Genomic DNA, 24,073 nt, shown 5'->3' on the forward strand with positions numbered 1-24,073 from the left:
GGACAGGACGACGGACAATCCTGTGAGGTATTTGATGCGAGCACTGCTAGCCAGCATTGGATTATTACTCGCCAGCGGCGCGATGTCGGCACCGCTGTTTCGCGTCGCGGTGGGCGAACACAAACCGCCGTATATTCTGCAGGATACACATTCGGGCGTGGAGTACGAGCTGATTGTCACCGCGCTCAAACGCGCCGGATTCCAGCTCGATATCCAGCATATGCCAAACAAGCGCTCGCAAGGCCTGCTGGCCGTCGGTAAGCTGGACGCTACCATCGCCGCAAGCGGTGCCATCGCATCCGAGCCCTATATTATCTACCAGAATATGGCCGTGACTTTATGCAAGGACAAGATCCGGCTGCAGCAAATCAGCGATCTGACGCGCTACAATATTGCGGCCTTTCACAATGCCAGCCAGTTGCTGGGTGCCGACTTTGCCCGCATCACCAACGATAAACAGCGCTATCGCGAAGTCAGCCCGCAATACCTGCTCAACCGCATGCTCTGGGCCGGGCATATTCAGGTCGCGATCAGCGACATCAATATTTTCAAGCACTTCAACCGTGAAGTAGACCCGAAAAACAGCCGCGCCTTGTGTCCGTTTGCACTTTTTCCGCCAACACGCTACCGGCTGATTTTCCGCGAGGCCAGCGCGCGTGACCGTTTTGATCTGGCGATGCGCGAACTGCGCAACAACGGTTTTTACGAAATGCTGGCGCAGAAATACCAGTTATCGTCCGGCATGCAGCGCCCCTATTTCAAACCATTTGACTGAATCAGCGTAGCAAGCACAGCTCAGTCAAGCAGGTATAGCCATCAAGGCCAATCATTTCCTAATCTTCAGCGGTATACCCAGCCATCAAATCCAATTGATTGTTTTTTCCTAACAATTCAATTAAAACATACAATTTTATCTATCAATCCATCCTCTCTATCATCGCTCCTGTCTCTTTTAACAACACCCCTAACAAGGAACGACAATGGCGATCATCAATACTGTAATCAAACCTTTCAAAGCAACGGCTTACCAGAACGGCCAATTTATCCCTGTGAGCGACGAGTCGCTGAAAGGCAAATGGTCGGTAGTGTTCTTCTATCCTGCTGACTTTACTTTTGTTTGCCCGACTGAACTGGGTGACTTGGCCGATGTGTACGGCGAATTCCAGAAAATCGGCGTTGAAGTTTACTCCGTTTCAACTGACACGCACTTCACGCACAAAGCGTGGCACGACGCATCCGAGACAATTGCCAAAATCCAGTACCCAATGATTGGTGACCCAACTGGCACGATCACGCGCAATTTTGACGTGATGATCGAAGAAGAAGGCCTGGCATTGCGCGGTACTTTCGTGATCAACCCAGAAGGCGAAATCAAAGTAGCTGAAATTCACGACCTGGGTATTGGCCGTGATGCGAAAGAATTGTTGCGCAAAGTCCAAGCCGCACAACACATCGCCAACAATCCAGGCGAAGTGTGCCCAGCGAAATGGACACCCGGTGAAGCAACGCTGAAGCCATCACTGGATCTGGTCGGCAAAATCTAAGAAATCATCCCAAAACGGCTGCGAGACGCGATCGCTGCGCTCAAGCTTGGCTCAAAATCCTCATGTACTTGATGTACATTCCGGTTTCTCGCCAAACTTGGCCTTGCCCTCACGTCTCTCGCCCGTTTTATGCCTGATTTCATGCTGCACCCAGTGCAGCATGGATTTTAGTGATCAGCCCAAGCCTTCACCCAAATACATAGCCAGGTATACACCTGAAGAACATTCCACAAGATACCTTCAGACACATACCCCTCGCGTTGGCTAATCAGTAAAATTCTGTTGGAGTACACCTATGCTTGATGCACAAATCAAAGCCCAGCTATCGGCTTACCTTGAAAAACTGCAACACCCGATTGAACTCATTGCCTCACTGGACGAGAGCGCAGCAGCGGGCGAGATCCGCACTTTGCTTGACGAAATCGCCGCATTAAATAACAAAATCAGTGTGCGTCATGACGGCAACGGCTTGAATCCAAATCAGCCACGCAAGCCGTCGTTTGCAATTGCTAGACAAGGCGAAAATCCGCGCGTGAGCTTTGCCGGTATTCCGCTGGGCCATGAATTTACGTCCTTGGTCTTGGCCTTGCTACAAACCGGCGGCCATCCACCGCGCGTCGACGATGCAACCATTGCGACGATCAAGGCACTGAAAGGCACGTTTGAATTTACAACATTCGTCTCACTGTCCTGCCATAACTGCCCGGATGTGGTGCAGGCGCTCAATTTGCTGTCGGTGCTAAACCCGAATATTCGTCATGAAATGGTTGATGGTGCGCTATTCCAGACTGAAGTCACCGAGCGGCAAATCATGGCGGTGCCGACGATTTTGCTCAACGGCCAGCCTTTTGGTCAGGGCCGGATGACGTTGGAAGAAATCATCGCCAAAATCGACACTGGCAGTGCCGAGCGTCAGAGCGAAGAAATCAACGCTAAAGCGCCATTTGATGTCCTGATCGTTGGCGGTGGCCCCGCCGGATCGGCCGCGGCGGTCTATGCCGCACGCAAAGGCATTCGCACCGGCGTGGTGGCTGAACGCTTTGGCGGCCAGGTGCTCGACACGATGGGTATTGAGAACTTTATTTCGGTTAAAGAAACCGAAGGCCCTAAGCTCGCCGCCGCGCTTGAGAGCCATGTGCGTGAATACGATGTCGATATTATGAATCTGCAACGCGCCAACAAGCTGGTGGCCGATGCCGCCAGCCAGCTGATTGAAGTGCAACTGGCCAGCGGCGCGACGCTCAAAGGCCGTAGCGTGATTATTTCCACCGGTGCGCGCTGGCGCGAAATGAATGTACCGGGCGAGCAGGAATATCGCGGTCGTGGCGTGGCCTATTGCCCGCATTGCGATGGCCCGCTGTTTAAAGGCAAGCGAGTCGCGGTGATCGGCGGCGGCAATTCCGGCGTGGAAGCGGCGATTGATCTGGCCGGGATTGTGCAGCATGTGACTTTGCTAGAGTTTGGCGATGCCTTGCGCGCCGACGCGGTGCTGCAAAACAAATTGCGCAGCTTGGCCAATGTCACCATCATCACCAATGCGCAAACCACTGCCGTACTGGGAGATGGGCAAAAAGTGAATGGCTTGGCATACACCGACCGCGTCAGTGGCACCGCACAGCAAGTTGAGCTGGAAGGCATTTTTGTTCAGATCGGTTTGCTGCCGAATACCGACTGGCTCAAAGGCACACTGGATTTGAGCCCACGTGGTGAAATTGAAGTCGACAGCCACGGCCGCACCTCAATGCCCGGCGTTTTTGCGGCGGGCGATGCGACCACGACGCCATTTAAACAAATCATTATCGCGATGGGCGAAGGCGCCAAAGCATCACTGAGCGCATTTGATTATCTGATTCGCAGCGGGCAGTAAGCTCAGCACTGAAAACGATACTGCAAACCCGCTGGCCTTAGGCCTGCGGGTTTTTTGCTGGAGCCAGGATATTGCCTCAGTCAGCACAAAGGTATTTCACAAATCTGTCTTGTGCTTGAGATTAGCGTGTAAAGAAGCACTCGTAAGCTCGCCGTTCTTTAAAAGAACAGGGAGAGCATAATCATGCACCTCAAACCCAAGCACCTGACAATCGCGATGACCCTCGCAACAGCCCCTTGGCTGCTGACCGGATGTGGCGGCGGCAGCTCAGCAGTCGCAACCCCACCATCGACCACCGTACCAACACCTCAGCTCGCTGGTCGTGCCGTCCTCGCCGCGGCGAGTTTTGCCGATGGTCCGGTCTCTGGCCAATATTTGGGTGGCAGCTTGTTTAACGGCCACACAGCACCCTTTGCCAAGCAACCGATCCAAGGCTTTTCGGCAATTCTGAAAAATGCAGATGGCTCTTTCCTGGCGATGCCTGACAATGGTTACGGCGGCATCGAGAATTCAGCCGACTTTAATCTGCGCGTGTACACCATCCGCCCGAATTTCAAAACCGCGACCGGCGGCGATGGCAGCATCAAAGCGGAGAAATTCATTGAGCTGAAAGACCCGAATAAACTGATCCCGTTTGCGATCACCAATCAATTCAGCAAAGAGCGCGTGCTCACCGGCGCCGATTTTGACATTGAATCGATGCAGCGCGCGCCGGATGGCACGCTATGGTTTGGCGACGAATTTGGCCCTTTCCTGCTGCATACCGACGCCAATGGCGTGCTACTGGAAGCGCCAATCAAGCTGATGGATAACGAAAACGCGGGTCAGGAAATCCGCTCGCCGCAAAACCCCTACAGCGAAGAAGGCAGCGCCGTGCGCATCATGAATGCTGTGCGTGCCCATGCCCAGAGCTTTGGTGCCAAACGTGCGCCGGTATTTTCGCCCTACTTTGTGCAGCTGAAATACGATGCCAATGGCGTGAAATCGAGTCCGGATGCCCACTACGCCCGCGGCAAAATCCGCAACCGGGCCTCACCCCGGCCACCAGCGAGATTTTTGATGTGGCGTCGCTCAAGAGCGCTGGCTATCAGGTGGTGACCTGGACGGTGAACGACAAAGCCAAAATGACCGAGCTATTAAAAGCTGGCGTCAGCGGGATTATCTCTGATCGCCCCGATCTGCTGCTGGCAGCGGTGAAAGAGTTTGATGCCAACAAAGACGGCGTGCCCGGCGATTACCTGACCAAAGACGGCCTGATTGATCCGGCCAAATTTGACGCCCAAGGTCACCGTGGCGCGCGCAATCTGCGCCCAGAAAACACGCTGCCTGCACTAGAAGCAGCGCTGGATCACCTGATGACCACGCTGGAAACCGATTCAGGCATTACCAAAGATGGCGTGTCAGTGCTTAAGCATGATCCGTACATCGAAACGCAAAAATGCCGTCGTGCCGATGGTCAACCGTACGATCAGATCAGTCAGGAAGTACTGATTAAGGATCGGACGCTAGCAGAAATTCAAAGCACCTTTATCTGCGACAAACTGTTCCGTGGCGCCGAGCAGAAAAACGATCTAGCGCTGTCGCCAGTTTCGGTGGCTCTGGCTAAAACCAAAGGTTATCAAAACCCCTATGTATTGCCCCGTACGCAAGACGTATTCGACCTTGTAGCCGCATACATCGACTATTACAGCAACGGTGCGGGCAAAACCCATCCGGAAGCGGCCAAACGCGTCGCCAACGCCAAAACCGTACGCTTTAACATCGAAACCAAGATCAATCCACGCGGTGATAAGGATAATCACGGTCTGATGTACAAAGACCGTACCGTGGGCTTTGAGCAAATGGCCGATACCTTGGCCAAAGTGATTGTCGACAACAAGATGGAAGCGCGCGCCGACATCCAGAGTTTCGACTTCCGCACACTACTGCGCGTGCAGGAGAAATTCCCTGCCATCCGCACCGTGTATCTGTTTGGCGATTTCCCGATCTATCCGGATCCGGCCAATACCGATGACGGTACCAATATGCAGGATGAAAACGGCAAAAATACGCCGTGGATGGCCGGCCTGTACTGGCCATATCGCAGCACCGCCACCAGCAATCCATTCCGTGCGAAAAAATCAGGTGGTTTTGAAGGCATGGCGATCTCTAGCGATGGCAGCAAGCTGTACCCGCTGCTGGAACAGCCACTGAACGGCCACGATGAGAAAACACTGCTGATCAGCGAATTTGATATCGCCAGCCGTAAATACACCGGCAAAACCTTCAAGTACAAGCTGGATGCCAAAGGCACGAATATCGGCGACTTTATCGTATTTAACGCCGAAGAAGGCATTATTATCGAGCGCGATAACAGCACTGGCGATCTAACTGGCTTTAAAAAGCTCTTCAAGATCAAGCTGGGCAAAGCTGGCGATTACGTTGAAAAAACCGAACTGGTCAACCTGATGGACATTAAAGATCCAAAAGGCATCAGTGGCACGGCCAGCAATGGCGATATCGGTTTGGGTGGCGTCTTTGCGATGCCGTTTGTCACCATCGAAGACGTGGTGGTGATCGATGAAAACACCCTCGGCGTGCTCAACGACAACAACTACCCATTTAGCGTGGGTCGCCACATGGGCAGTAAATCTGCTGATGATAATGAGTTTGTCTTGATTACCTTGCCTAGCCCACTGAAACTGGCCAAATAAATCACAGTGTCAGCTCGCTGACTCATCCCCATCAAACCCCGGTCGATTTATCGCCCGGGGTTTTACTTTAAGTGAATATTAAAGCGATGGACTTCCGATATCGATAAAATGAGGAATGCAGCCTGTTTCACGCCCGCCGGAGGATTGTTGGAAAAATGATTTGTCCACAATATCCTGTTGCGAACCATCGAGTGGGCGGCGACACCTGCTTGAATCACTTGGCATTTTTATGGAAGACATGGAAGACGCGCACTTGGAACTCCTGACCACCTTAATTCACCCCAATGTCACCACCATTGATGGCCGCATCGCCAATCGCCACGCGGTACGGGCGATTGTGCAAGACGGTGATGACATCTTGCTGCTCTACACTCGCCGCTATGACGACTACAGTTTACCCGGCGGTGGCGTTGATGAAGGGGAAGATTTGGCTGCGGCATTGCGACGTGAGCTGCAGGAGGAAACGGGCGCGCAGGATATTCAAATTGTCAGCGAATATGGCTATCTGGATGAATACCGCCCCAGCCTAAAGCCGGATCACGATGTGTTGTTTATGCGCTCTTATATTTACGTCTGCCAGATTGCCCGCGAGCTGGGCGAAGCCAAAATGGAGCATTACGAAATCAAGAATGGCATGGAAGCCAAGTGGGTTAATCTGGCGCAGGCGATTGCTCACAATGAGCAAATCATCGCCACCCAATCTAGCAGTATGGGGATGTCAATTTTGCGCGAAACCTGGCTATTACAACGACTGCAAGATCAAGCGATTAATCAGCGTTAAGCCGGTTTATTTCTCCTTCAAAGCCAGCACAGCAAGCGCCCTGTTGGCCAGCTCGTGATACAGATTGGCATTAAATCGGCGAGCAACCATGGACGCAATCATGGTGGCCACCAGCAAAGAAATCACCATTGAATGCCCATCGGTCATTTCCATCAGAATAATGGCGGCAGTAATGGGTGCGCGTGTTACTGCGGCCAGCATGGCCGCCATGCCAATGGCCATCAGCTTTGCCGTGACAGGCTCAGCAAAAAAGCCCGCAAACCAGCTCCCAACACCTGCCCCCATGGCCAGCGATGGTGCAAAAATACCGCCAGGCAAACCCGTTAGAAATGTGGTGAGCAGGCCAATAAATTTAAGCGGCAGAAAATACCAGGGTAAGGCCTGCTGACTTTCAATGGCGGCACGAGTCACCTCAGCACCACTGCCGTGGATAGGCGCCAGCATACCCAAACAAGCAATCAGTAACCCGCAGCAGGCCACAAAATGATAAGGCCTAGCTTTTTGCCAGAGCTGAACCGGCAACGGTAGCCAGCGCTGAGTATTGAGGCATAGCCAGGCAAAGCTGCCACCGATCAAGCCGCACAACAGGCTGATTGAAATCACGGGGAGCAGCTCAATCACCGCAAATGCAGGTGCATGGATTCGACCAAAGTAAACGTAGTCTCCCTCAATCGCCAGCGAGACAATACCGGCCAGAATCACTGCGCCGAGTAATTTGCCCGAGGTTTTTTCTTCGACCGAGCGCGCCATTTCTTCAAAAGCAAAAACAATCCCGGCCAGCGGTGTGTTAAAAGCGGCGGCAATGCCGGCTGCGCCGCCCACCAGAATGAGCTGCCGGCGCACTTCGGCATTATTGTCCGGCATGAGATCACGCAGCGAATACATAATACTGGCGCCAATTTGTACGGTTGGCCCCTCACGCCCCAAGACAAAGCCGCTGGCCAGCCCCAGCACAATGCCCACGGCTTTGAATGCCGCAATTTTCAATGACAGCAGACGCCGGGTGACAAACAGCTGATCGGATACCTGCAGCGCGGCCTTGGCCTGAGGAATACCGCTACCCTGCGCACCAGGGCCATGCAAATTCATCAGCCAGTAAATCAATACGCCGCCGCCAGGCGCCAACACCAAGGGCGACCACCACCAGCGTGCTTGCGCCCAGCTGAAGAAACCCGATGCCCATTCAGCGACCGTGGCCAGCGCCACCGCAGCCAGGCCGACCAGAACAGCACCAAGCCAGAACAGCAGCTGGGTCTTGGTTTTCAGTGGAACGCCCAAGATCCTGACCCGGATTGCATTAACAATGGACAGCAATGATGTTGACTGAAGGCTCACGTCTTTCTACCGGATAGGTGTCGTGTGAAGTGAAGAATTAAAACCGGGATAGCAACACTTAGCTGGCTTCCAGCAAGGTTGACATCACTTCCTGACGCATCAGGCTGGCAAACTCATACATACCCGGTGGCTGCTTGGCCATCAGCGACAAGGCATAGATGGCCCCCGTGCCAAATGCTTCCCGGCTGATCGAGTCATGAATAAATCTGACCGTTTGATAGGGAAAACCAAACACCACCTGGTGATGGCCAACAATGCCCCCGAGGCGCAAGGAGGTGACATCACCCACATTCAGCTCATGCGCCAGTTTTTTAGCCGTGCCCGAGATGTCTTTTTTCTCTTTGAAGTGCTCTTCAAGCACTGCAATATCAACATGCGGTGCAATTTTCTGCAGAGCTTTGGCGGCGATCATCAGAAAATTAATCCCAACCGTAATATTGGGGCTGCACATCACCACAATCTGATCGGCCAGGCTCTGGGCAAAAGCAAGCTGCGCTTCATCATGATTCGAGTTGGCAGACAGGATATGGATACCGGCAGCGGCGGCTGCCCGGCCATAGAGCATGATATTGTCGGGGGAAGAAAAATCGATCACATAATCAACAGGGTGATTGTTAAATAAAATCTCGAAGTCGGCGGCGCTTCTGATTGTCAAGACCGGATAGGATTCTGTGAATGTCAGGTTTTCATTATTGCGATGCGCTACCCATTTGAGGTTGACAGCAGCATCCGCATTCAAAACGCGCGCAACGGCTTTACCTGCCCGCCCGTAACCAATTAAACCTACATTTTTCATAAAAATACCCTTGCCAGTTGAATTAGTTCCGCATGGATGTGCGGATAAACTTCAGCAGCCAGGTTTCCCGCTGAATTGAAATCCCCATCTGTGACGGTGTTTGCGCCAGCATGGCCTCGCTGTGCGCGATGGCCTCATCCAGCTTGATCCAGACCGGTTTAACACCATTGCCGATTTCTCTGTGGTGCAATGACAGCGCCGTGAAATCTTCTTTAACCGCGCAGCGATAGCAGTAGGAGCGCAGAAACACCACATCGAACTTTGCTCGTGGGCTAGGCCGGTATTCATCCAGATAGCCAATATATTCCTCGATCACAATATCGCTAGCGCCCACCTCCTCACGCAGCTCTCTGCGCAGCGCACTGATCACGTCCTCCCCTTTCTCCAGGCCGCCCCCCGGCAGACTGTAATCATGGTGTTTGGCGGTATACATCAGCAAAATCTCGTCCCCGCGAACAATAATCGCCCGCGCAGCGCGGCGATTCATAATGCGGCGATCAATGCTCTGGATCGCGGAATGAATAATCGTCGTGAGTTTTTTCATCTGTATCGAATGGGTAATCCAAAGGATTGAGTCGGTAGATCGCGGCACATACGCGCCGACTCAATCTGTTTTCTTCACTCGATCATGCTGGTAAACCGTGTTCACTGGCAAATTATTACATTTGTACAAATGTATTTGGTGGTCAAATTGTCACAATAAGCGGCAAAAAGGGGGAATTAATGATCAGAAAGTGGGTTGCTTTCACCAGCATCAAGCTCGAGCTGACTCATGGTATCGAGCAAGGCAGAGAGCGATTCGTGAAGCCTGGCCAAAGCAGGCGCGGGTAGCCGCCCCAGCGCGTCAGGCAGCAGGCCTTTGACCGGATGTGGGGCCAGACTGAGTTTGTCGACCCCGTATTGGGTGGGATAGAGGCGCACGGAACGAGCATCCTGACTGGATCTTTTACGCTCGACCAAACCCGAGCTGACCAGCTTTTCAACCAGATTGCTGGTGGTCGACTGGTGCAATGACATGGCCTTGGCCAGCACAGACAGCGTTAAACCGGGCTGGGCATCAATCTCCGACAAAGCCCACAGTTGGGCACCGCTCATGCCCAGCTCTTGCTCTACCGATTGAAAATGCTTGCGCACCGACCTGAAGACAATCCGGAACTGCTTGAGCACTTCAACATCCAGGTAATTGGGCTGTTCGATATTCATCGGGAAACCTACATCTGCGCGCCATTCAAAACGAGGGGCATTATGCGCTTGTGGGGATGATTTTGTGCAGAGGGCATGCGGAATATTTGCTTGGCCACTGACTGCGCACCAGCAGATGCAGCACCAACGAAAAAAGGGTTCCAGCTAAAAAGCTGGAACCCTTATATTCTTGGTGCCGACGGCAGGCACCAAGAAACAATATCACAGTGTTTCACTTTGTTCTTTTCCTTTGAAAAATCAGCAAACTACAAGCGGTAGATGTATCATAAAGTTCCAATCAATACCGATGTACCCCACTGTAAATGTGGGGTATCGTGTGGGGTCAACATGGCACTTCTAACTGATGCAAAAGCTCGAAACATTAAACCAAATGACAAACCTGTTGCTCATGGTGGCGTTCCGGGGCTGCGACTATTGCCTTCCAAGACCAAAGGTCATGGTCGTTGGGAGCTTCGGTTTGTTTCACCGTTAACTGGCAAACGCCGAGACGCAGGCTTAGGTGGCTATCCTGCTATCGGCTTGGCTGCAGCACGGGAAAAAGCCGAGGCAATGCGAGAACTCTTAGCCTTGGGGATCGATCCCCTCTCACAAGCTGCACTTGAAACTGCTGTAGCTAAAAACAAAAAAATCCCGACGTTTGAAAAGGCAATGTTGGCTACGCTTGAAGTACGTCGGCTGACTTGGAAAAATGAAGTAACTGCTACAGTTCGCTGGCTTGGACGTATCCAAAAACACGCATCCGACTTATTGCCTTTGCAGGTCGATGCCATATCACCCGAGCATATCAAGGCCACGCTACAACCAATCTGGGCCAACCAACCCGATACGGCTCGTAAGCTAAAAACAGCCATCGCACAGATCATGGACTGGGCTGAGGCTCATGACTTCATCGAATCTTCACCGATGCAAAAGGCACTGAAACAGCTTGGGGATGTCCACAAGACGGCCATTTCTCACCAACCGGCAATGCCATTTCAACAAGTCCCATCTTTTGTCCGTGAGCATCTGTATCCCACAGATACAGCGACGCAGAACCTGATTCTGTTCGTGATATTGACTACAGTTCGTTCTGCCAATGCTCGGCACGCCACATGGGCGCAAATTGATTTCCAACGTAAGGTGTGGACGGTTCCTGCTGAATCAATGAAGTCGAAAAAACACGAAGGGCATTCATTGGAGGTGCCACTCAGCACGGCAGCACTAGCCGTTCTTGAAAGCATGCTTGGCAAACATCCGGAACTAATTTTCCCAAGTCCAAGAAAAGAAGTCGCGATGAGCGACATGAGTGCGACGTCATTTCTGCGCAACAGAAATGCGCCAAGTGATATTCAAGGGCGCACAGCCACATTGCACGGCTTCAGGTCTAGTTTCAAAAATTGGGCACTAGAAGAAACTGATTTTTCTGACGAATTAAGTGAAGCAGCCCTTGCGCACGCGGTAGGAAATCGAGTTCGCCGTGCCTACGCCAGAACATCGCAACTAGAACAGCGTAGAGCATTGATGACACAATGGGCAGATTTTGTAATGTCTGTATGTTCACAAAAAGTCTACAAATAGAAGACGTCCGATACTGAGTTCATTCAGGCGACCACAATTGCCGTGCCGCAGCATACAAATCACGCGCCTGCAGCTCATCACCTTGCAGCAGTGCGATACGAATGCCCAAACAATTTTTGGTATAAATTTCCGTCCATGGCGCACGCATACCGGTCATTTTTTGTTTTACTTTTGTGCAATAACTTTCAGTCTCTTGCTGAAAAACTTCTCGTAGCTCACTGGCTTTTACTCCCCGAGTCGGATCAGTCAACTCAGCAACGGTTTTAAGCGTTTGTTCTGCGACCAGTAATTCCTTCGATTGCAGCTGTTGATTGAATCGACTTTGCAAGGCCACCACATTGGCAATCGGAATTTGTCCTTTACTCTGAATCGCTAGCATACTCGCCTGCTGAAATACACTGCGTGACCTTGACTCCAGTCTGATGCCCTGCTCCAAATCGGCGGCGCTAACAACACCGTCAAACAAAGGAAAAAGTTCGGCGGCGCGTAATGTCTGCGCTTTATCGGTGACTACGCTATTGGTGCTGGATTTGGGTTCACTTGGAGCTTGCACAATCACGTTCACTTGCCCTTGGCTGCCCTCCACAAAATAAAAGTCGCCTTCCAGCGAGGTATTTTCCCATGGGGTTTGGCTACCTTGGGTCATCTTGCGCACTTGCCCACGCACCAGCTTGAAAACATCCTCAATTTTCAATCCCGGCTTACTCATTGTGGCGAGCAATTGTTCGGTATATGGGCTGTGCGTGCCATTGCCATCAGCTGCGGTTTGACCTGGCGCAGTCGAGAATGCAATCAGCGTGCCGCTGGGCGCATCCATTTTTGCCAAACCCGATTGCGCAGAACGAGATCGTTTAGCCAGCGGCGCGTCGCGGCACGCGTCCATGATCAGGATATTTAACCGGTTTTCCGCTTCGCCCATTTTGTCGATAATTGCATTGGCTGGAACCGACTGCAGTGGCAAATCTTCTTCGAACTTGAGCTCAACATCCACGGGCAACAAATAGTTTTCCCCGTGCGACTGAATGCCATGCCCAGCGAAAAAAACTAGGCCAACCCCTTTTTTGCTTTCAAGCCTGTCGCCGTATTCCCGTATCGCCTGTAGCATCTCATTGCGCGATGCATTTTCACGGTAAATAACCTCAAAACCTAATTTCCGCAACTTATCCGCCATGGCCTTGCCGTCATTCGCCGCGTTTGGGAGTGGAAATTTGGCATATCGGCTATTGCCAATCACGAGCGCAGTGCGGGGTTCATTTTCAAGTCGGGTAATCGCAGATAAGCCAATGCCGCGCTCAACGGCAACAGCCATCTGCACATTGATCAATAACCCAATCAAGCTGCACACCAAGCAAATTACCATTCGCTTCAAACAGGCAAAATGCAACGTCATTGTTTACTCTCAAACGGCAATACTATTTCAATTACTCCGACCGGAAGTCGGGCTTTATCCTGCTCGCGCCATGTAGCAAAGCCCGTGCTTACCAGCGAAATTGGCTCCAATGGTTGTTCGGATGCGTAAATCTTCATTTGTTCCTGACCGAATGGAGCTTGAACATGCAAAGCCCATTCCGCCGTTGCACTGGGGTATTTAACTGGGTGATAAGGCGCTAATACATCCTCTCGTTGATAGCTATTCGGCAAAATCAATGTCTGTTTACCCCGTACATCTAGGTATACCCAGCGAATAAATGCGGGCTTATTTGATTGCAGAGTTAGCGCAATCGGCTCGCCGTTTTTCAAAATCTGCTTAGCTAATTTCGCCGTGACCTCTAGCGGAAAATGTGTTTCATCCTGCGCTGCTGCATCCTGCAATCCCGCTTGGCGCAATAAACGAGCCCGCAGAGCAAATGATCCGGCGGCCTTGCTCTGCGTTTTTTCCGAGACGGCATCTATGAGATCGTACCAATAACCAGTGGCAGCCAGCTGCTGCAGCGTTTTGCTACCTGCACCACCGATGGGACGAACCATTAATGCCGCACTCGCCTTGCGCGTTCGGTTGCCAACAGTTGGAAGCTCAGCTTCCCAAACACAACGCTGCTGAACTGGTAGCTGTACATTTAACTTCGTCAAATCCAGCACATGAAAACCAGCACTTTGCTTGCTTTGCTTTAAAGTCCAAATTGGTTTGGCATCACCTGCGCACTGAATACTAAATGTAAGTGAGCTGATCTCCGCCGTGGCAAACCAATAGAGCTTAGGCTGGGTTGTCGAGGACAATGCTGCAGAGCTAGGAGCCAGCAACGATAACCGCGCCCCTTCGGCTCGCCCACCCACGGTTGGCTGCAAATTTGGCGATTCATCAATGTATGGATCGGAAAAACTCAACTCCGGATCTGCAGCCAATGCAGAAATCGAGGCCAGCAAAGAAATAGATAGGGCAAAAAATTTCAACATAGTTGGCATCACACAGAATGAATGGGCAGCTGAATAATGAAACGGGCTCCGCCATATTCATTGTTTTCCACCTCAATTATGCCATGGTGATCATGGACGATTTGCTGGCAAATACGCAGCCCCATCCCCATACCCTTCTCTTTCGTAGTGAAAAACGCCTCAAAAAGATGAGCTTTAGCGTCTTCACTAATGCCAGGGCCATTATCAGACACAATAATCCGAAGCGATTTGGCGATACATTGATGAGTAACGAGAATTCTGCCGTCCGGCGTACCTGAAGTCATAATTGCTTCCGCCGCGTTGCGGACAAGATTGATCAGCACATTTTCAATCGCAACCAGTTGCCCCATTACTTGAACATCTTGCACGGGCGTTTCAACCTGCAATGCACACCCCATTTCCAATATGCTCGCTTCACACAGTTCAAAGGACGATTTGAATAGCTCACGCAAAGAAAAGCTGCCATTTTTAAGCGACTGCCGTTTTAAAAAATCTCGAATGTAATCGACAAATTCAATTGCGCCATCTGCTTGCTGGACAATTTGTTCAAAGCCCTCAGTCATCAATTCCTGATTCAACGTTTCTCTTGATTGTCTAATTTGTAACGCTTCGGTTTGGTAGCGTATAGCAGCCAAAGGCTGTTTCAATTGATGCGCCAATGCTGCTGACATTTCGCCCAGCAATGAAAGCTTGGAGAACTGCTCCAACGCCATTTGCTTATCATGCAACTGGCGTTCCAAACGTAAGCGAACCAGAATAAAAACCAATGCACTCAGCAATAACCCTAATAAAGTCACTGCAGCACCTTTAAGCATGCTGCGGCTAGAAGCGCTTTGTTGGCTGACGATGACATCGAGATTATTGGCCGAAAAAGACAACTTCAAGTGCTCTTTAAAAGCACCGGCGAATTCTTCAGCCCCATCCACCGAGTCATAGATTTTGTGATTAATGCTGGCAGACGTGGTTGAACCGGGCATCTGCATGGGCTCTTCAATAAACACTTGAACACGCAAATCACCTGTATTCAAGCCAGTAAACATGCGGCCAATGTTAAAGCTGGCTCCGATGCTCCCCGAATAGGCAGAGCGCCGTTGTTCCGCCGTTTCCAGTGATACCCCTTTGGAAAAAATAGGCAATCGAAAGGTTAGTGCCGATTCGAGAGTAGCCTTATTTGCCTCCGTCACGCTGCGACCAGCAGCAGCAATGCTTGGACTATCGGCAGCCACCACCGTTGCAGTCGTCAACACAGGATCACTATCAGTCTGGCTGTTCTCAATCACAGGAGGGAAATACTTGATTTCATCGCTTGAATGAGGGGGTTCAATATATTCAAGCAATAACAGGCCAGGGTATCGCTGATTTATTTTTAGTTTTTTGACAAACGCGGCGTAATCATCGCTCTGCAGCACCCCAAAAGTGCTGAAGAGGCTTTGCAGGCTCCGCAAAACCCCCTCATAATCTTGCGTCTGACGGACGATTTGTTCCTTGACGACTTGAGCCTGCCTGTCAAACTGACTTTTGGCTTCCTGCTCTGCCAAGCGCTGCGCCATAATGCCCGCGTACCCAGAGAGCACTACGCCAACCAGCAGCAGCAAATTCGACATCCGAATTTTTTGATTGAGACGAAATAATGGCGCACGAACAACGGTTCCCAAGTGCAGAATCAATCCACATAATTGTACTGGACGATGATGATGGCGTCCGCAAAGGCCTGAACTCCATCTTGACAGCGCTAGGCTATCGGGTGACCAGCTTTGCAAGCAGTGGTGAGCTATATCAGTTTTTAAAAAAATACCATGCAGACTGCCTGATTTTGGATGTTTGCCTGAGCGGCGAGGATGGACGCGACGTGCTGCGCGAACTTCAGTCCCTCACCCCCAACTTGCCGGTCATTATGCTGACCAGCCATGGCGATATTGATCTGGCGGTGAAATCGATGAAAATGGGTGCGTTGGACTTTTTGCAAAAACCAGCCAAAGCACACGAACTCAATAGCGCCATTCTTGAAGCCATTAAAAAACAAAAGCACACAACACAAGCCCTACCGGATCAACTGGCCGTTGCCCTTTACACGTCCCTAACCCGCCGGGAAAAAGAAGTCATGGACGGCGTTATTGAGCATTTAAGCAATGTCGAAATTGCGGAAAAGCTCAACATTTCTGGAAAAACCGTCGAAACCCACCGCGCCAATCTGATCAAAAAAATTGGTAGCAGCTCACCTGTCGAAATGTACTTGATCCGAGAAAAGAAAGCCCCGGCTGTATAAACAGGACGGGGTATCTAAATAACCCGCTTTATCTACCTATTGTTTCGGCATATACATCTTAGTGCTACATGGCGCATCTTCATACATCAGATCACAACCTTTCTCGGGTTTACCATGGCTCAGTGATGTGATCATCTCGCCCTTGATCTCGTAACCAGAGCCATCTTTCAGATTAAGCGGATTTTTATATTTACCTTTGTAAATGACGCTTTCACCAAATTTGCCAATACTTTTAATCACCGTAGCACCGTCAGCCTTGATGGTGATTGCCTGCTCCGTACCCGTTCCACCCATAAAATTGAAATAGCGGGTTCCGACAAAAGGCAAACCCGTATCTGCAAAACTCGAAGCCGCCAGCATTACTGCAATCGCGCCAATCCACAGATTAATTTTCTGCATTTTTTACTCCATCATTTGGTTTCTTAATCAACATCACCGGAATTCAGATTACATTTCAGACCGTCGGCAACACGGCTCACACTGCCGTCTGGTTTCACCATCCAGCCAACTTTGGCACTGAACACGCCTGATTTGTCTTTTTTGCTTCGCTCGGGGTTAGCCAAAGCAACAAACTCTCGATCCTGCTGACCACCCTTGCCCTGCCAGCACCCGCCCCACCAGCCACTGAGAATCAACGTTGCGCCAGACGCAGCCTGAGTAACGGTCTCATCCCAGCGAATCATGCCACTAGGGTCAATCAAAAACACACGCGCCTGATCGCCCTTGGTCAATAAGCACATGCCATACTTATTGCTCACGCCGCGCTCGCCATCAAACCCAAAGCGAGAAGTTTTCTTACCATCAGCACCAGTGGTACTCATCACCTTCCAACCTGCTTGCGCCAGCTCAGTGCAATCTTTGACTGCGTTAAACGCTTGCACCTTCTGCGGAGCAGTTTGTGTCAATGTTGATTTCCCATTGGCGTCGGTCAACTGCGTGTCCGCATAGGGCAATGATTTTGTCTTTCGCGCCGAATTGACAGAATTTGGAGTAGAAGAGGAATTAAGCGGTTTATTGCTCGGTGGCACAGCACAAGCGACCAACAGCAGGCTGCTTGTCATCAACAAGCCACCAGCAACCTGACGCAATGACACAGCGGACTTCTCTTTTTTTACTTCCATGGCGCAGCTCCTGTTAATAAATTGGGGCGGCCATCGTTGATGCTGTCGATCATGCCGACTCCTATCATTGGGCTGCGCTGCGGGTTAAATGTAAAAAAGTTGATAATTTCGGCATCACTCTGCGTGGCTGTCGGCCCGGTTGCAATGACACCATCTGGCATGATGATATAAGGCGTGCCTGTTTTATCAATCCCCTTGGTGGCGGACAAAATTTCCCGCATATCCGCGACTTTATTAGGGTCATATACACAATCTGCCGACGGAGTTTTGAGTTGCACTGGACGCCCCAGCATCGTGTCATACCAAGCTCTAGCACTTCGCGAGCACGCCAATGCTTTAGCCATGGGCCTCGTCTCACTGCGCAGACTGGTCGGGAAAATAGCCAAGGTCAAATTAAGCTTGCTTTCTACCCGCTTCAAATTCTCAACCAACTTGCGGGCAAAAGGACAATCATGCGCAGTGACCAAAACATATACTGGGCCAGGCTTGCCAAATGTCGCCACAATCGGAGCCTGAGCCAGATCAATACTTTGCACCAAGTTCTTATAAAGGTCAGGGTAACTGGCTTTCGGCACTAAATTATCGGGGTCATTCACCTTCTTGAATGCTTGCAATTTCTCCCATTTGTTACCGTCAGCGTCATTAAAAACCATCGTGGCACTTTCATTAAAGAAACGGGTATAACCACCAGCACGAAGCGGAATGCCATACAGTCCTTTAAAAAGCGTCGGCTCCGCACGAGCCTCAATCACACTAGGATTGAATTTGTAATATTTCTGCATTGCAGCCAATCCATCATCAGGACTGGCTGCCACATACCCGGCCAACAAACAAAGTGCAGTGGCAAGAATTGTCTTTTTCATCACAGCATCATCCTCAAAAATCAAACCGAAGTTAATGCCATGATCGCGTGGTAAGTCCGCTCAGCTTCCTGATCCGCCAAGCCAATTGTTTTATAAATCGGAGAGTCCGGATTGTTGGTCGACAACACAATGATATTGCCACCAGTAGGGACACCAATATTGCCAATCGCTTTACGAGCCGAGTTGTAGCCAGCCCCATGTGCCGCATGTGCCGATGCCTGTACAGCAATGCCCGCCATATCATTACTAATACCCGCGCTAATCCTACTACGGCCAGTGGCACCATCAACCGCATTACTAACAGCGCTATTTATTGCGCTGGAGCGTTTCATATCTTGAGCCAAACTACTCATTTTGGCGTTGTGTCGGTCTTGAGCGGTAGCAAACTGCTCAATACTGATTCCTCTTAAATCATCAAAGTCATACAAATGAAATTGCGATTTATCCAATACTACGCTAAGAAATTTTTTGTTTTTTGCATCGAAATTGAAAAAACCATTAGAGAACTCGTGCGTCACCTCAAAGCCAAGGCTGTGCATAATTTTCTTGGCTTCATTTTTTACAACATCCACATTGCCTTGAACACTACCCTTTGCCATTTTCACCATGGCAGGCTTTACATAGAAAAAAAAGCCCTAAAATCCAAGCAATAAATCCAAACCAAAATCCACCAAGTCCGAATGCCATAGCCAAAACAATAAATGCACAAGGCCCACCAAGCATAAACATCAACATCATTTTCTTCAGTTTCGATGCTGTTGCCTTCGAATCAGTTATTTGCGCAGAGATTTGATGCGCAACAATTACTTCACAAGCCATTTTCAACCCCTTACAATTCTAAAGATCATTGATTAATTATTAGTATTCAAAAAAACTTAGTGCCATCCTGTTTATTAACAACCAGTTTCATGATTTGACCAACTACCATATTACGACCATTTTTATCTTCGGCAGCCTGTGCAAACACATAAGCTTTCGCTGAATAATTGACCCAACTGCCTTGACTGTTGCGTAATGCTTCGATTTCTCTGGCACTGCTTTCGTCCGCATTCGCAAAGAATGAATAGTCATTAGCATTAGAAAATTTCAGAGCATATGCCGCGCCAACATCACGGTAACTCAAGAATCCATCTTCTGAAATTCCATTAATTGGAAATCCTTTTTTATTGAAGTCATAAGCACCAAGCTTCACCGAAATATCAATAACCATATAAGGCTTCGCTTTTAGCGCAGCCATTTGCTGCTCCAATTTAGGCTGTATAACTTTCAAAAGATCCTGCTTTTTAAAGCTATCATTCTCACGCGCATAGTCATTCGATGCCAATGCGGCCATCAAATCAAACTTTGCGGGCATGCCATTTAAAACGTAATACGCTTGCACAATTGGCAATGAATTGGAAACTTCAGTGTACTGATTCAATGGAAAAGCTTTATCTCCTAATGGGAGTGTCGGCGCAGCTGCTTGAGCGGCAGCAAACACTTCAGAATTTCCACCAGCAGACTGCTTTACGTCATTCTCATCATATATTTTTTTATAGCGATCAAAATTGCTCATACACTCACGAACAAACGGCTCAACATTTACCATTTCCGGATTTTTACTAGCCGCAGCCTTGAAATAGGCTTCACAACGTTCTTGTGGTGTTTGATTCTGGGGTGATTTACTACAACCCGACAATGCTACGCATGCAGTCACCATAGCCAATGCAATATTTTTCATTTTAATTTCCATTGATTGATCAATTACGCTGACTGAACAGCCCATTTTTTAAATGCGCATAACGCCAAGAAAGCCGAGCTTGCTAATGCAAGGTAATAACCCAAGCCAAGCCCCATATATCGTGAAATCAAATCAAAAAATGGGACGTTGTATCCGCTAAAGCGGCTATAAACACTCCAAGTCACACCGAGGATGACAAAAAGCGGCAATGCTAATGACCATACTGCGTTCTTATTGGGAATAAAAAACGGAATTGCTGGAGAAAACCAAGCAACAAACAACATGAATTTCCAGCCGGAACCTAAATAGGTCAACGCATCCCACAGTGCTGCGCCACGCCCCATGGTTTCAATGGCAGGAAGAAATAATGTAGAAATAAAATAAACAGCAATTGCAATCAATGCAGGCTTGCCAATTGCTGCAAGCAAATTTGCCACTAATCCATTATTGGCTGAATCGGCGTTTGACTGTGATAGCATTGCACCGAATTTTCCGGTCAATTCAGCAGCCTTTTCGCGAACCAAAACATCATCAGGGACAATACAAATATGGCTAACAACACCATTTAATAAGCCAACATCAACCAATCGATTTACATTTGGAGCAACATCGCTATGCCATTGCTTAATTGTAAAATCGTGTTGTTTTCCATCTACCGAAATAACACCTTCGCCACTCTGATTGTTGTACTGGATAATCTTGCCGCGCTGCATTTGATTAACTCCTGCTATTGGATAATAAACAGGGCAAATATTATGCAAAATGAATTAGCGTAGTAATCCGGATAACCAATGAGTCGACTCAGGGTTTCTATGTAGGGTTCCTCGAAAAACCCCATGCTACGTCCACGCTGATACAGCAGAACCCACCCAGCGAGCAATCCAACTCAGCTATGGGAGGCTAGATGCGCAAAAATGGCTCATATTGAGCACGCTCTACTACCGTGTCGACGAGTGCAAAGTTCAACTACAGTATGCAACCATACTTACAAATTTATTTGGCCAAGCTTGGCAGCCGAAAATCGGAAACACCCTCAGCTTCATTTGACGCATTACCCATTAAAGCCGCCCGAACATTCTTGCAGTAACCAGCTTTTTTCTGATTTATTTTAAATTGATGACGTGCGCTATAACGCACTGGATATGACTCGCGAAAACCCAATGCGTCTCTTGATATTTTCCCCATGTCTCTTGACATACTCATACTTAAGTTGTCCCTTGCTTTTTTCTCAATATCAAGATACTCATTGAATATATTCATTTCAAACTCAGTTAAATCTTCCAATTCTTTACTGGATAGTTGTTGCAACATATGACGAAACTCTTCATAACGACTATTGGCCCAAGCATTCATTGTATCTTTGCTTATTTTTTTGCAATCAATACCTTGCTCTTCTTTTTCTTTAATTATTTCTAGCTTAATTTTATTAAAGAGCATTAGCCTTACTTTAGCTCTTCTTATCTTGTCGAAATTTTTGCAAACGCGAGAAACAAGATCACCTTCCTCTTCAGTAAAATCTTCGAGATTAAGTACTCTGTACTTTCCACCCTCTCTATTTTCATCTTCCTTTGCATTCAAAACAATCAACTGGTTTTTCTCATCATTTAATTCTGCGTCATACCACTCACACGGTCTTAATCCAGTGAGTAAACTTGCAAGAAACGAATCACGAAGCAGAATTATTCTATCTTTTGTCTTATAGTCTTTTACCGTTCGAATGCGAATCTCTTCATTAAATTTAGCCATGATTTTATCAAGGTCTTTTTTTGCCAATACTTTTTTGGTATTTCTTATCACTCCTGTTGACGTACAAGCTTTGATCGTCTTTATTGCCTCTTCACAATCAGTAAACGACTTGTTTTCACAAAGAAAATAAATCACCATCAGAATCCTTTGTTTCATGGTTCTAAATAAGTTGCTACTTATATTAACTCTATAATCATCAAACCACTTTGCTATCTCCATCGGTTTTGCTATCTCACCATCTGGATAGCCCATCTGTTTTGATGCCTTTCTTATTATTTGACATCCTTTAATGTAATAGTCATACAGTGTTGAATCCTCTACCATCTTATCGCCCACAGGATTCCTAACCTCAAGACCACAGGGCTTTGGATACTTTAATTTATCAAGAATATCTTTTGTTGATCTTCTTCCCATTTTAAAACCCCATCACTGATTAAAAAAACAACAAAATAAATACAGACAATCTATTTAAAAATAAAACACCAACTTTGCATCCACCAGAAAATTTATTACGGCAACAACTTTCAATCAACCACTTCCAAAACAGCAAAGCAGCGGGTTAGCAAAAAAAACACAAATACATTATACAAGCCACTCTTCATCTAACAAAACATTTTTTCACTAAATACAAAGGCACTCCCAACTTTTAACACAAGCAACATCCATCACCTCTCCAATAACTGGCAAAACAATTCATCAACACAAACTACTTAAAAATCAAATAAACATCGAAATAAAACTGGCAAAACAATATTTTGCCAGTTTTATTTTTTCTCCTTTCTTTACCCATTCCAAATAGAAGTTAATTTTATTATTTCAATCTCTCAGACTGCACCTCCTATACAAGCACCAAGTATTTCCTCATCAATTCATTGATAATATTTTCAATCAATTAATGCATTCTTCGACACTAGCTTCTATCCGCGCTTATTCCGTTCCTACGTATTTTCTTTCAAAAATAATTCAAAGGTCATTCGAACAAATAATTCCAGTGTCACGAAACGACTTTTTCCTTTTCGCTCTTTTGGGGGTCGAACAAAACACAACTTTCCTGCGCTTCGCGTCATCAAACCCCACGTTACCCTAATTTTCTTTCCTCCAAAATGGGTGTCAAAACGGTCTGTTTTTACAAATTTTTCAGGTGTCAAAGCAGCCTTTCTTTACAAAAACGTACTCCAAAGCAACGTGATTGCGTTTTTATATATCCAACAATGCGTCACCTTAACGTTGCCTTTCCATTAATAATCAACATGTTACCCATGCAAAACTACTCAGTTTTTACAAATTTTATAAATGAATTTTTAGGGGCATTTACCCGACACCTTACGGTTTGTTAACCTTATGATTCTATTGAAAATAAGAATGTTTCCAGCTACATGCCTTTACAAATTTAATAAATAATTAAGGCAACGCTACATTGACCGGTTTTGAAAAAACCAACGAGGCGTCTTTTTGGGGAAATTAGGGTAACGTCCGAATCGTTCGCTGCGCTCACTTCAAGTGCTCGCGCGAAAAGGCACAAACCAGCAACACTCGCAAAATGACAAATAATCATTTCATGAGAATTTTTACTTGATCGAGTCAAAAAATCGCTTGCGCAATTTTTCTGCTCTCCGACTTCAAATTTTCGTTTTCGTTAACCTGGAAATTGAATTTTCTAAGCGGGATGACAAAATCCTGAGGTTAAAAAAACGCCTCAATGACTAGCCGAAAGGGGAATGTGACGGCCAATTTTTTGTGATGCCCGTGCTTCAAACAGAGCATTTCTGCGATCAGAACCACACACGCACATTGCGGATGGGTCTACAACGGCAACGCTCAAACGCGCTAAGTAACACGTCTTCTAGCATTGCTTTCAACTCTGATCTCCATCAGACTTATTGAAAAATTTTTAGCGCCAGCACATCATGCGGCTTATACTACGACAATGAAATTCATCAGTTATTTCCTTCTCGTGTTGATCATGGCGTTTTCAGGCGGGGCAAACGCTCGACCTCAAAAACCAGACTGCATGATGAAAGAAATGGCATACGCGCAAGCTCTGCAGCAAAATTGTGACGAAGCGATGCCTGCGTGCGGCGATCAACATCACGCATCAAGCAAGCCTTGCTGCAAACTCACCGTTGATTGCCAATCCAGTTCATTAGGTGTTGTCGCAATCTTACTGAATGTCTTACCTCCACCTAG

General features: G+C 48.3%; 23 protein-coding genes. 8 read left to right on the plus strand and 15 right to left on the minus strand.

Annotated features, from left to right (window positions below):
• The first annotated feature begins 34 nt into the window (after positions 1-34).
• The 6 genes from ABHF33_RS07055 (at position 35) to ABHF33_RS07080 (ending at position 6,885) form a co-directional block, all read left to right on the plus strand.
• Positions 35-775 carry a substrate-binding periplasmic protein gene (locus ABHF33_RS07055; protein WP_348946287.1) on the plus strand — a complete coding sequence of 247 codons (741 nt, stop codon included), beginning with the start codon at positions 35-37 and terminating at the stop codon, positions 773-775.
• A gap of 205 nt (positions 776-980) precedes the next feature.
• Positions 981-1,544: an alkyl hydroperoxide reductase subunit C gene (ahpC, locus tag ABHF33_RS07060; protein WP_348946288.1), complete on the plus strand. Its 564-nt coding sequence runs from the start codon at positions 981-983 to the stop codon at positions 1,542-1,544.
• A gap of 295 nt (positions 1,545-1,839) precedes the next feature.
• Entirely contained in the window at positions 1,840-3,411 is a 1,572-nt protein-coding gene (ahpF, locus tag ABHF33_RS07065; protein WP_348946289.1) for an alkyl hydroperoxide reductase subunit F, read from the plus strand.
• Between the two features lie 183 nt (positions 3,412-3,594).
• On the plus strand, positions 3,595-4,509 hold the full coding sequence (locus ABHF33_RS07070) for an esterase-like activity of phytase family protein (RefSeq protein WP_348946290.1): 915 nt from the start codon (positions 3,595-3,597) through the stop codon (positions 4,507-4,509).
• Complete coding sequence (locus ABHF33_RS07075; protein ID WP_348946291.1) at positions 4,473-6,104, plus strand: esterase-like activity of phytase family protein; 1,632 nt, start codon at positions 4,473-4,475, stop codon at positions 6,102-6,104. Before ABHF33_RS07070 ends, ABHF33_RS07075 begins: the two co-directional genes overlap by 37 nt.
• Before the next feature lie 160 nt (positions 6,105-6,264).
• A complete protein-coding gene (locus ABHF33_RS07080) occupies positions 6,265-6,885 on the plus strand; it encodes an NUDIX hydrolase (RefSeq protein WP_348946292.1) in 621 nt (206 codons plus the stop codon).
• 6 nt (positions 6,886-6,891) lie between these two features.
• On the opposite strand, the gene ABHF33_RS07085 is transcribed toward ABHF33_RS07080, so the two are convergent.
• The 4 genes from ABHF33_RS07085 to ABHF33_RS07100 all read right to left on the minus strand — a co-directional run bounded on the left by ABHF33_RS07085 (position 6,892) and on the right by ABHF33_RS07100 (position 10,219).
• A complete protein-coding gene (locus ABHF33_RS07085; protein WP_348946293.1) occupies positions 6,892-8,163 on the minus strand; it encodes a chloride channel protein in 1,272 nt (423 codons plus the stop codon).
• 115 nt (positions 8,164-8,278) lie between these two features.
• Positions 8,279-9,016 carry a dihydrodipicolinate reductase C-terminal domain-containing protein gene (locus tag ABHF33_RS07090; RefSeq protein WP_348946294.1) on the minus strand — a complete coding sequence of 246 codons (738 nt, stop codon included), beginning with the start codon at positions 9,014-9,016 and terminating at the stop codon, positions 8,279-8,281.
• 22 nt (positions 9,017-9,038) lie between these two features.
• Positions 9,039-9,560, minus strand: a complete 522-nt coding sequence (locus ABHF33_RS07095) for an NUDIX hydrolase (protein ID WP_348946295.1) — start codon at positions 9,558-9,560, stop codon at positions 9,039-9,041.
• 176 nt (positions 9,561-9,736) lie between these two features.
• The gene (locus ABHF33_RS07100) at positions 9,737-10,219 is read right to left on the minus strand and encodes a MarR family winged helix-turn-helix transcriptional regulator (RefSeq protein ID WP_348946296.1); all 483 of its coding nucleotides are present in this window, start codon (positions 10,217-10,219) and stop codon (positions 9,737-9,739) included.
• A gap of 327 nt (positions 10,220-10,546) precedes the next feature.
• Between ABHF33_RS07100 and ABHF33_RS07105 the strand changes: the two genes are divergently transcribed.
• The gene (locus ABHF33_RS07105; RefSeq protein ID WP_348946297.1) at positions 10,547-11,776 is read left to right on the plus strand and encodes a tyrosine-type recombinase/integrase; all 1,230 of its coding nucleotides are present in this window, start codon (positions 10,547-10,549) and stop codon (positions 11,774-11,776) included.
• 19 nt (positions 11,777-11,795) lie between these two features.
• Here ABHF33_RS07105 and ABHF33_RS07110 read toward each other — a convergent pair whose 3' ends face one another.
• The 3 genes from ABHF33_RS07110 to ABHF33_RS07120 are packed head-to-tail and all read right to left on the minus strand — an operon-like array spanning position 11,796 to position 15,774.
• Positions 11,796-13,112 carry a caspase family protein gene (locus tag ABHF33_RS07110; protein ID WP_348946298.1) on the minus strand — a complete coding sequence of 439 codons (1,317 nt, stop codon included), beginning with the start codon at positions 13,110-13,112 and terminating at the stop codon, positions 11,796-11,798.
• Between the two features lie 50 nt (positions 13,113-13,162).
• Positions 13,163-14,170 carry a DUF4384 domain-containing protein gene (locus tag ABHF33_RS07115; RefSeq protein WP_348946299.1) on the minus strand — a complete coding sequence of 336 codons (1,008 nt, stop codon included), beginning with the start codon at positions 14,168-14,170 and terminating at the stop codon, positions 13,163-13,165.
• Between the two features lie 8 nt (positions 14,171-14,178).
• A complete protein-coding gene (locus tag ABHF33_RS07120) occupies positions 14,179-15,774 on the minus strand; it encodes an ATP-binding protein (protein ID WP_348946300.1) in 1,596 nt (531 codons plus the stop codon).
• Between the two features lie 26 nt (positions 15,775-15,800).
• Here ABHF33_RS07120 and ABHF33_RS07125 point away from each other — a divergent pair, with 26 nt between their 5' ends.
• On the plus strand, positions 15,801-16,436 hold the full coding sequence (locus tag ABHF33_RS07125; protein ID WP_348946301.1) for a response regulator transcription factor: 636 nt from the start codon (positions 15,801-15,803) through the stop codon (positions 16,434-16,436).
• 36 nt (positions 16,437-16,472) lie between these two features.
• Here the strand turns inward: ABHF33_RS07125 and ABHF33_RS07130 are convergent, their stop codons facing one another.
• The 8 genes from ABHF33_RS07130 to ABHF33_RS07165 form a co-directional block, all read right to left on the minus strand.
• Entirely contained in the window at positions 16,473-16,835 is a 363-nt protein-coding gene (locus tag ABHF33_RS07130) for a hypothetical protein (protein WP_348946302.1), read from the minus strand.
• Positions 16,836-16,858: 23 nt separating this feature from the next.
• Positions 16,859-17,557 (minus strand): hypothetical protein, encoded by a 699-nt coding sequence (locus ABHF33_RS07135; RefSeq protein ID WP_348946303.1) that lies wholly within the window; start codon positions 17,555-17,557, stop codon positions 16,859-16,861.
• Entirely contained in the window at positions 17,548-18,420 is an 873-nt protein-coding gene (locus tag ABHF33_RS07140) for a hypothetical protein (protein ID WP_348946304.1), read from the minus strand. Before ABHF33_RS07140 ends, ABHF33_RS07135 begins: the two co-directional genes overlap by 10 nt.
• A 20-nt stretch (positions 18,421-18,440) precedes the next feature.
• A complete protein-coding gene (locus ABHF33_RS07145; RefSeq protein ID WP_348946305.1) occupies positions 18,441-19,028 on the minus strand; it encodes a hypothetical protein in 588 nt (195 codons plus the stop codon).
• Positions 19,006-19,239: a hypothetical protein gene (locus ABHF33_RS07150; RefSeq protein ID WP_348946306.1), complete on the minus strand. Its 234-nt coding sequence runs from the start codon at positions 19,237-19,239 to the stop codon at positions 19,006-19,008. The genes ABHF33_RS07145 and ABHF33_RS07150 overlap by 23 nt, the downstream gene beginning before the upstream one ends.
• Positions 19,240-19,285: 46 nt before the next feature.
• Positions 19,286-20,140 (minus strand): DUF4852 domain-containing protein, encoded by an 855-nt coding sequence (locus tag ABHF33_RS07155; RefSeq protein ID WP_348946307.1) that lies wholly within the window; start codon positions 20,138-20,140, stop codon positions 19,286-19,288.
• A 23-nt stretch (positions 20,141-20,163) separates the two neighbouring features.
• Complete coding sequence (locus tag ABHF33_RS07160; RefSeq protein ID WP_348946308.1) at positions 20,164-20,853, minus strand: hypothetical protein; 690 nt, start codon at positions 20,851-20,853, stop codon at positions 20,164-20,166.
• Between the two features lie 280 nt (positions 20,854-21,133).
• Positions 21,134-22,300, minus strand: coding sequence for a hypothetical protein (locus ABHF33_RS07165; RefSeq protein WP_348946309.1), 1,167 nt, complete (start codon positions 22,298-22,300; stop codon positions 21,134-21,136).
• Positions 22,301-24,073 lie beyond the last annotated feature (1,773 nt).

This window comes from Chitinibacter sp. FCG-7 (assembly GCF_040047665.1).
Classification (GTDB): domain Bacteria; phylum Pseudomonadota; class Gammaproteobacteria; order Burkholderiales; family Chitinibacteraceae; genus Chitinibacter; species Chitinibacter mangrovi.

Bases quoted from the DNA above. Each gene is read 5' to 3' on its own strand.
- ABHF33_RS07055 (WP_348946287.1), top strand. From the start codon at position 35: ATGCGAGCACTGCTAGCCAGCATTGGATTATTACTCGCCAGCGGCGCG.
- ahpC (WP_348946288.1), top strand. From the start codon at position 981: ATGGCGATCATCAATACTGTAATCAAACCTTTCAAAGCAACGGCTTAC.
- ahpF (WP_348946289.1), top strand. From the start codon at position 1,840: ATGCTTGATGCACAAATCAAAGCCCAGCTATCGGCTTACCTTGAAAAA.
- ABHF33_RS07070 (WP_348946290.1), top strand. From the start codon at position 3,595: ATGCACCTCAAACCCAAGCACCTGACAATCGCGATGACCCTCGCAACA.
- ABHF33_RS07090 (WP_348946294.1), bottom strand. From the start codon at position 9,016: ATGAAAAATGTAGGTTTAATTGGTTACGGGCGGGCAGGTAAAGCCGTT.
- ABHF33_RS07095 (WP_348946295.1), bottom strand. From the start codon at position 9,560: ATGAAAAAACTCACGACGATTATTCATTCCGCGATCCAGAGCATTGAT.
- ABHF33_RS07100 (WP_348946296.1), bottom strand. From the start codon at position 10,219: ATGAATATCGAACAGCCCAATTACCTGGATGTTGAAGTGCTCAAGCAG.
- ABHF33_RS07105 (WP_348946297.1), top strand. From the start codon at position 10,547: ATGGCACTTCTAACTGATGCAAAAGCTCGAAACATTAAACCAAATGAC.
- ABHF33_RS07115 (WP_348946299.1), bottom strand. From the start codon at position 14,170: ATGTTGAAATTTTTTGCCCTATCTATTTCTTTGCTGGCCTCGATTTCT.
- ABHF33_RS07120 (WP_348946300.1), bottom strand. From the start codon at position 15,774: ATGTCGAATTTGCTGCTGCTGGTTGGCGTAGTGCTCTCTGGGTACGCG.
- ABHF33_RS07125 (WP_348946301.1), top strand. From the start codon at position 15,801: ATGGCGCACGAACAACGGTTCCCAAGTGCAGAATCAATCCACATAATT.
- ABHF33_RS07130 (WP_348946302.1), bottom strand. From the start codon at position 16,835: ATGCAGAAAATTAATCTGTGGATTGGCGCGATTGCAGTAATGCTGGCG.
- ABHF33_RS07135 (WP_348946303.1), bottom strand. From the start codon at position 17,557: ATGGAAGTAAAAAAAGAGAAGTCCGCTGTGTCATTGCGTCAGGTTGCT.
- ABHF33_RS07140 (WP_348946304.1), bottom strand. From the start codon at position 18,420: ATGAAAAAGACAATTCTTGCCACTGCACTTTGTTTGTTGGCCGGGTAT.
- ABHF33_RS07145 (WP_348946305.1), bottom strand. From the start codon at position 19,028: ATGGTGAAAATGGCAAAGGGTAGTGTTCAAGGCAATGTGGATGTTGTA.
- ABHF33_RS07150 (WP_348946306.1), bottom strand. From the start codon at position 19,239: ATGGCTTGTGAAGTAATTGTTGCGCATCAAATCTCTGCGCAAATAACT.
- ABHF33_RS07155 (WP_348946307.1), bottom strand. From the start codon at position 20,140: ATGAAAAATATTGCATTGGCTATGGTGACTGCATGCGTAGCATTGTCG.
- ABHF33_RS07160 (WP_348946308.1), bottom strand. From the start codon at position 20,853: ATGCAGCGCGGCAAGATTATCCAGTACAACAATCAGAGTGGCGAAGGT.
- ABHF33_RS07165 (WP_348946309.1), bottom strand. From the start codon at position 22,300: ATGGGAAGAAGATCAACAAAAGATATTCTTGATAAATTAAAGTATCCA.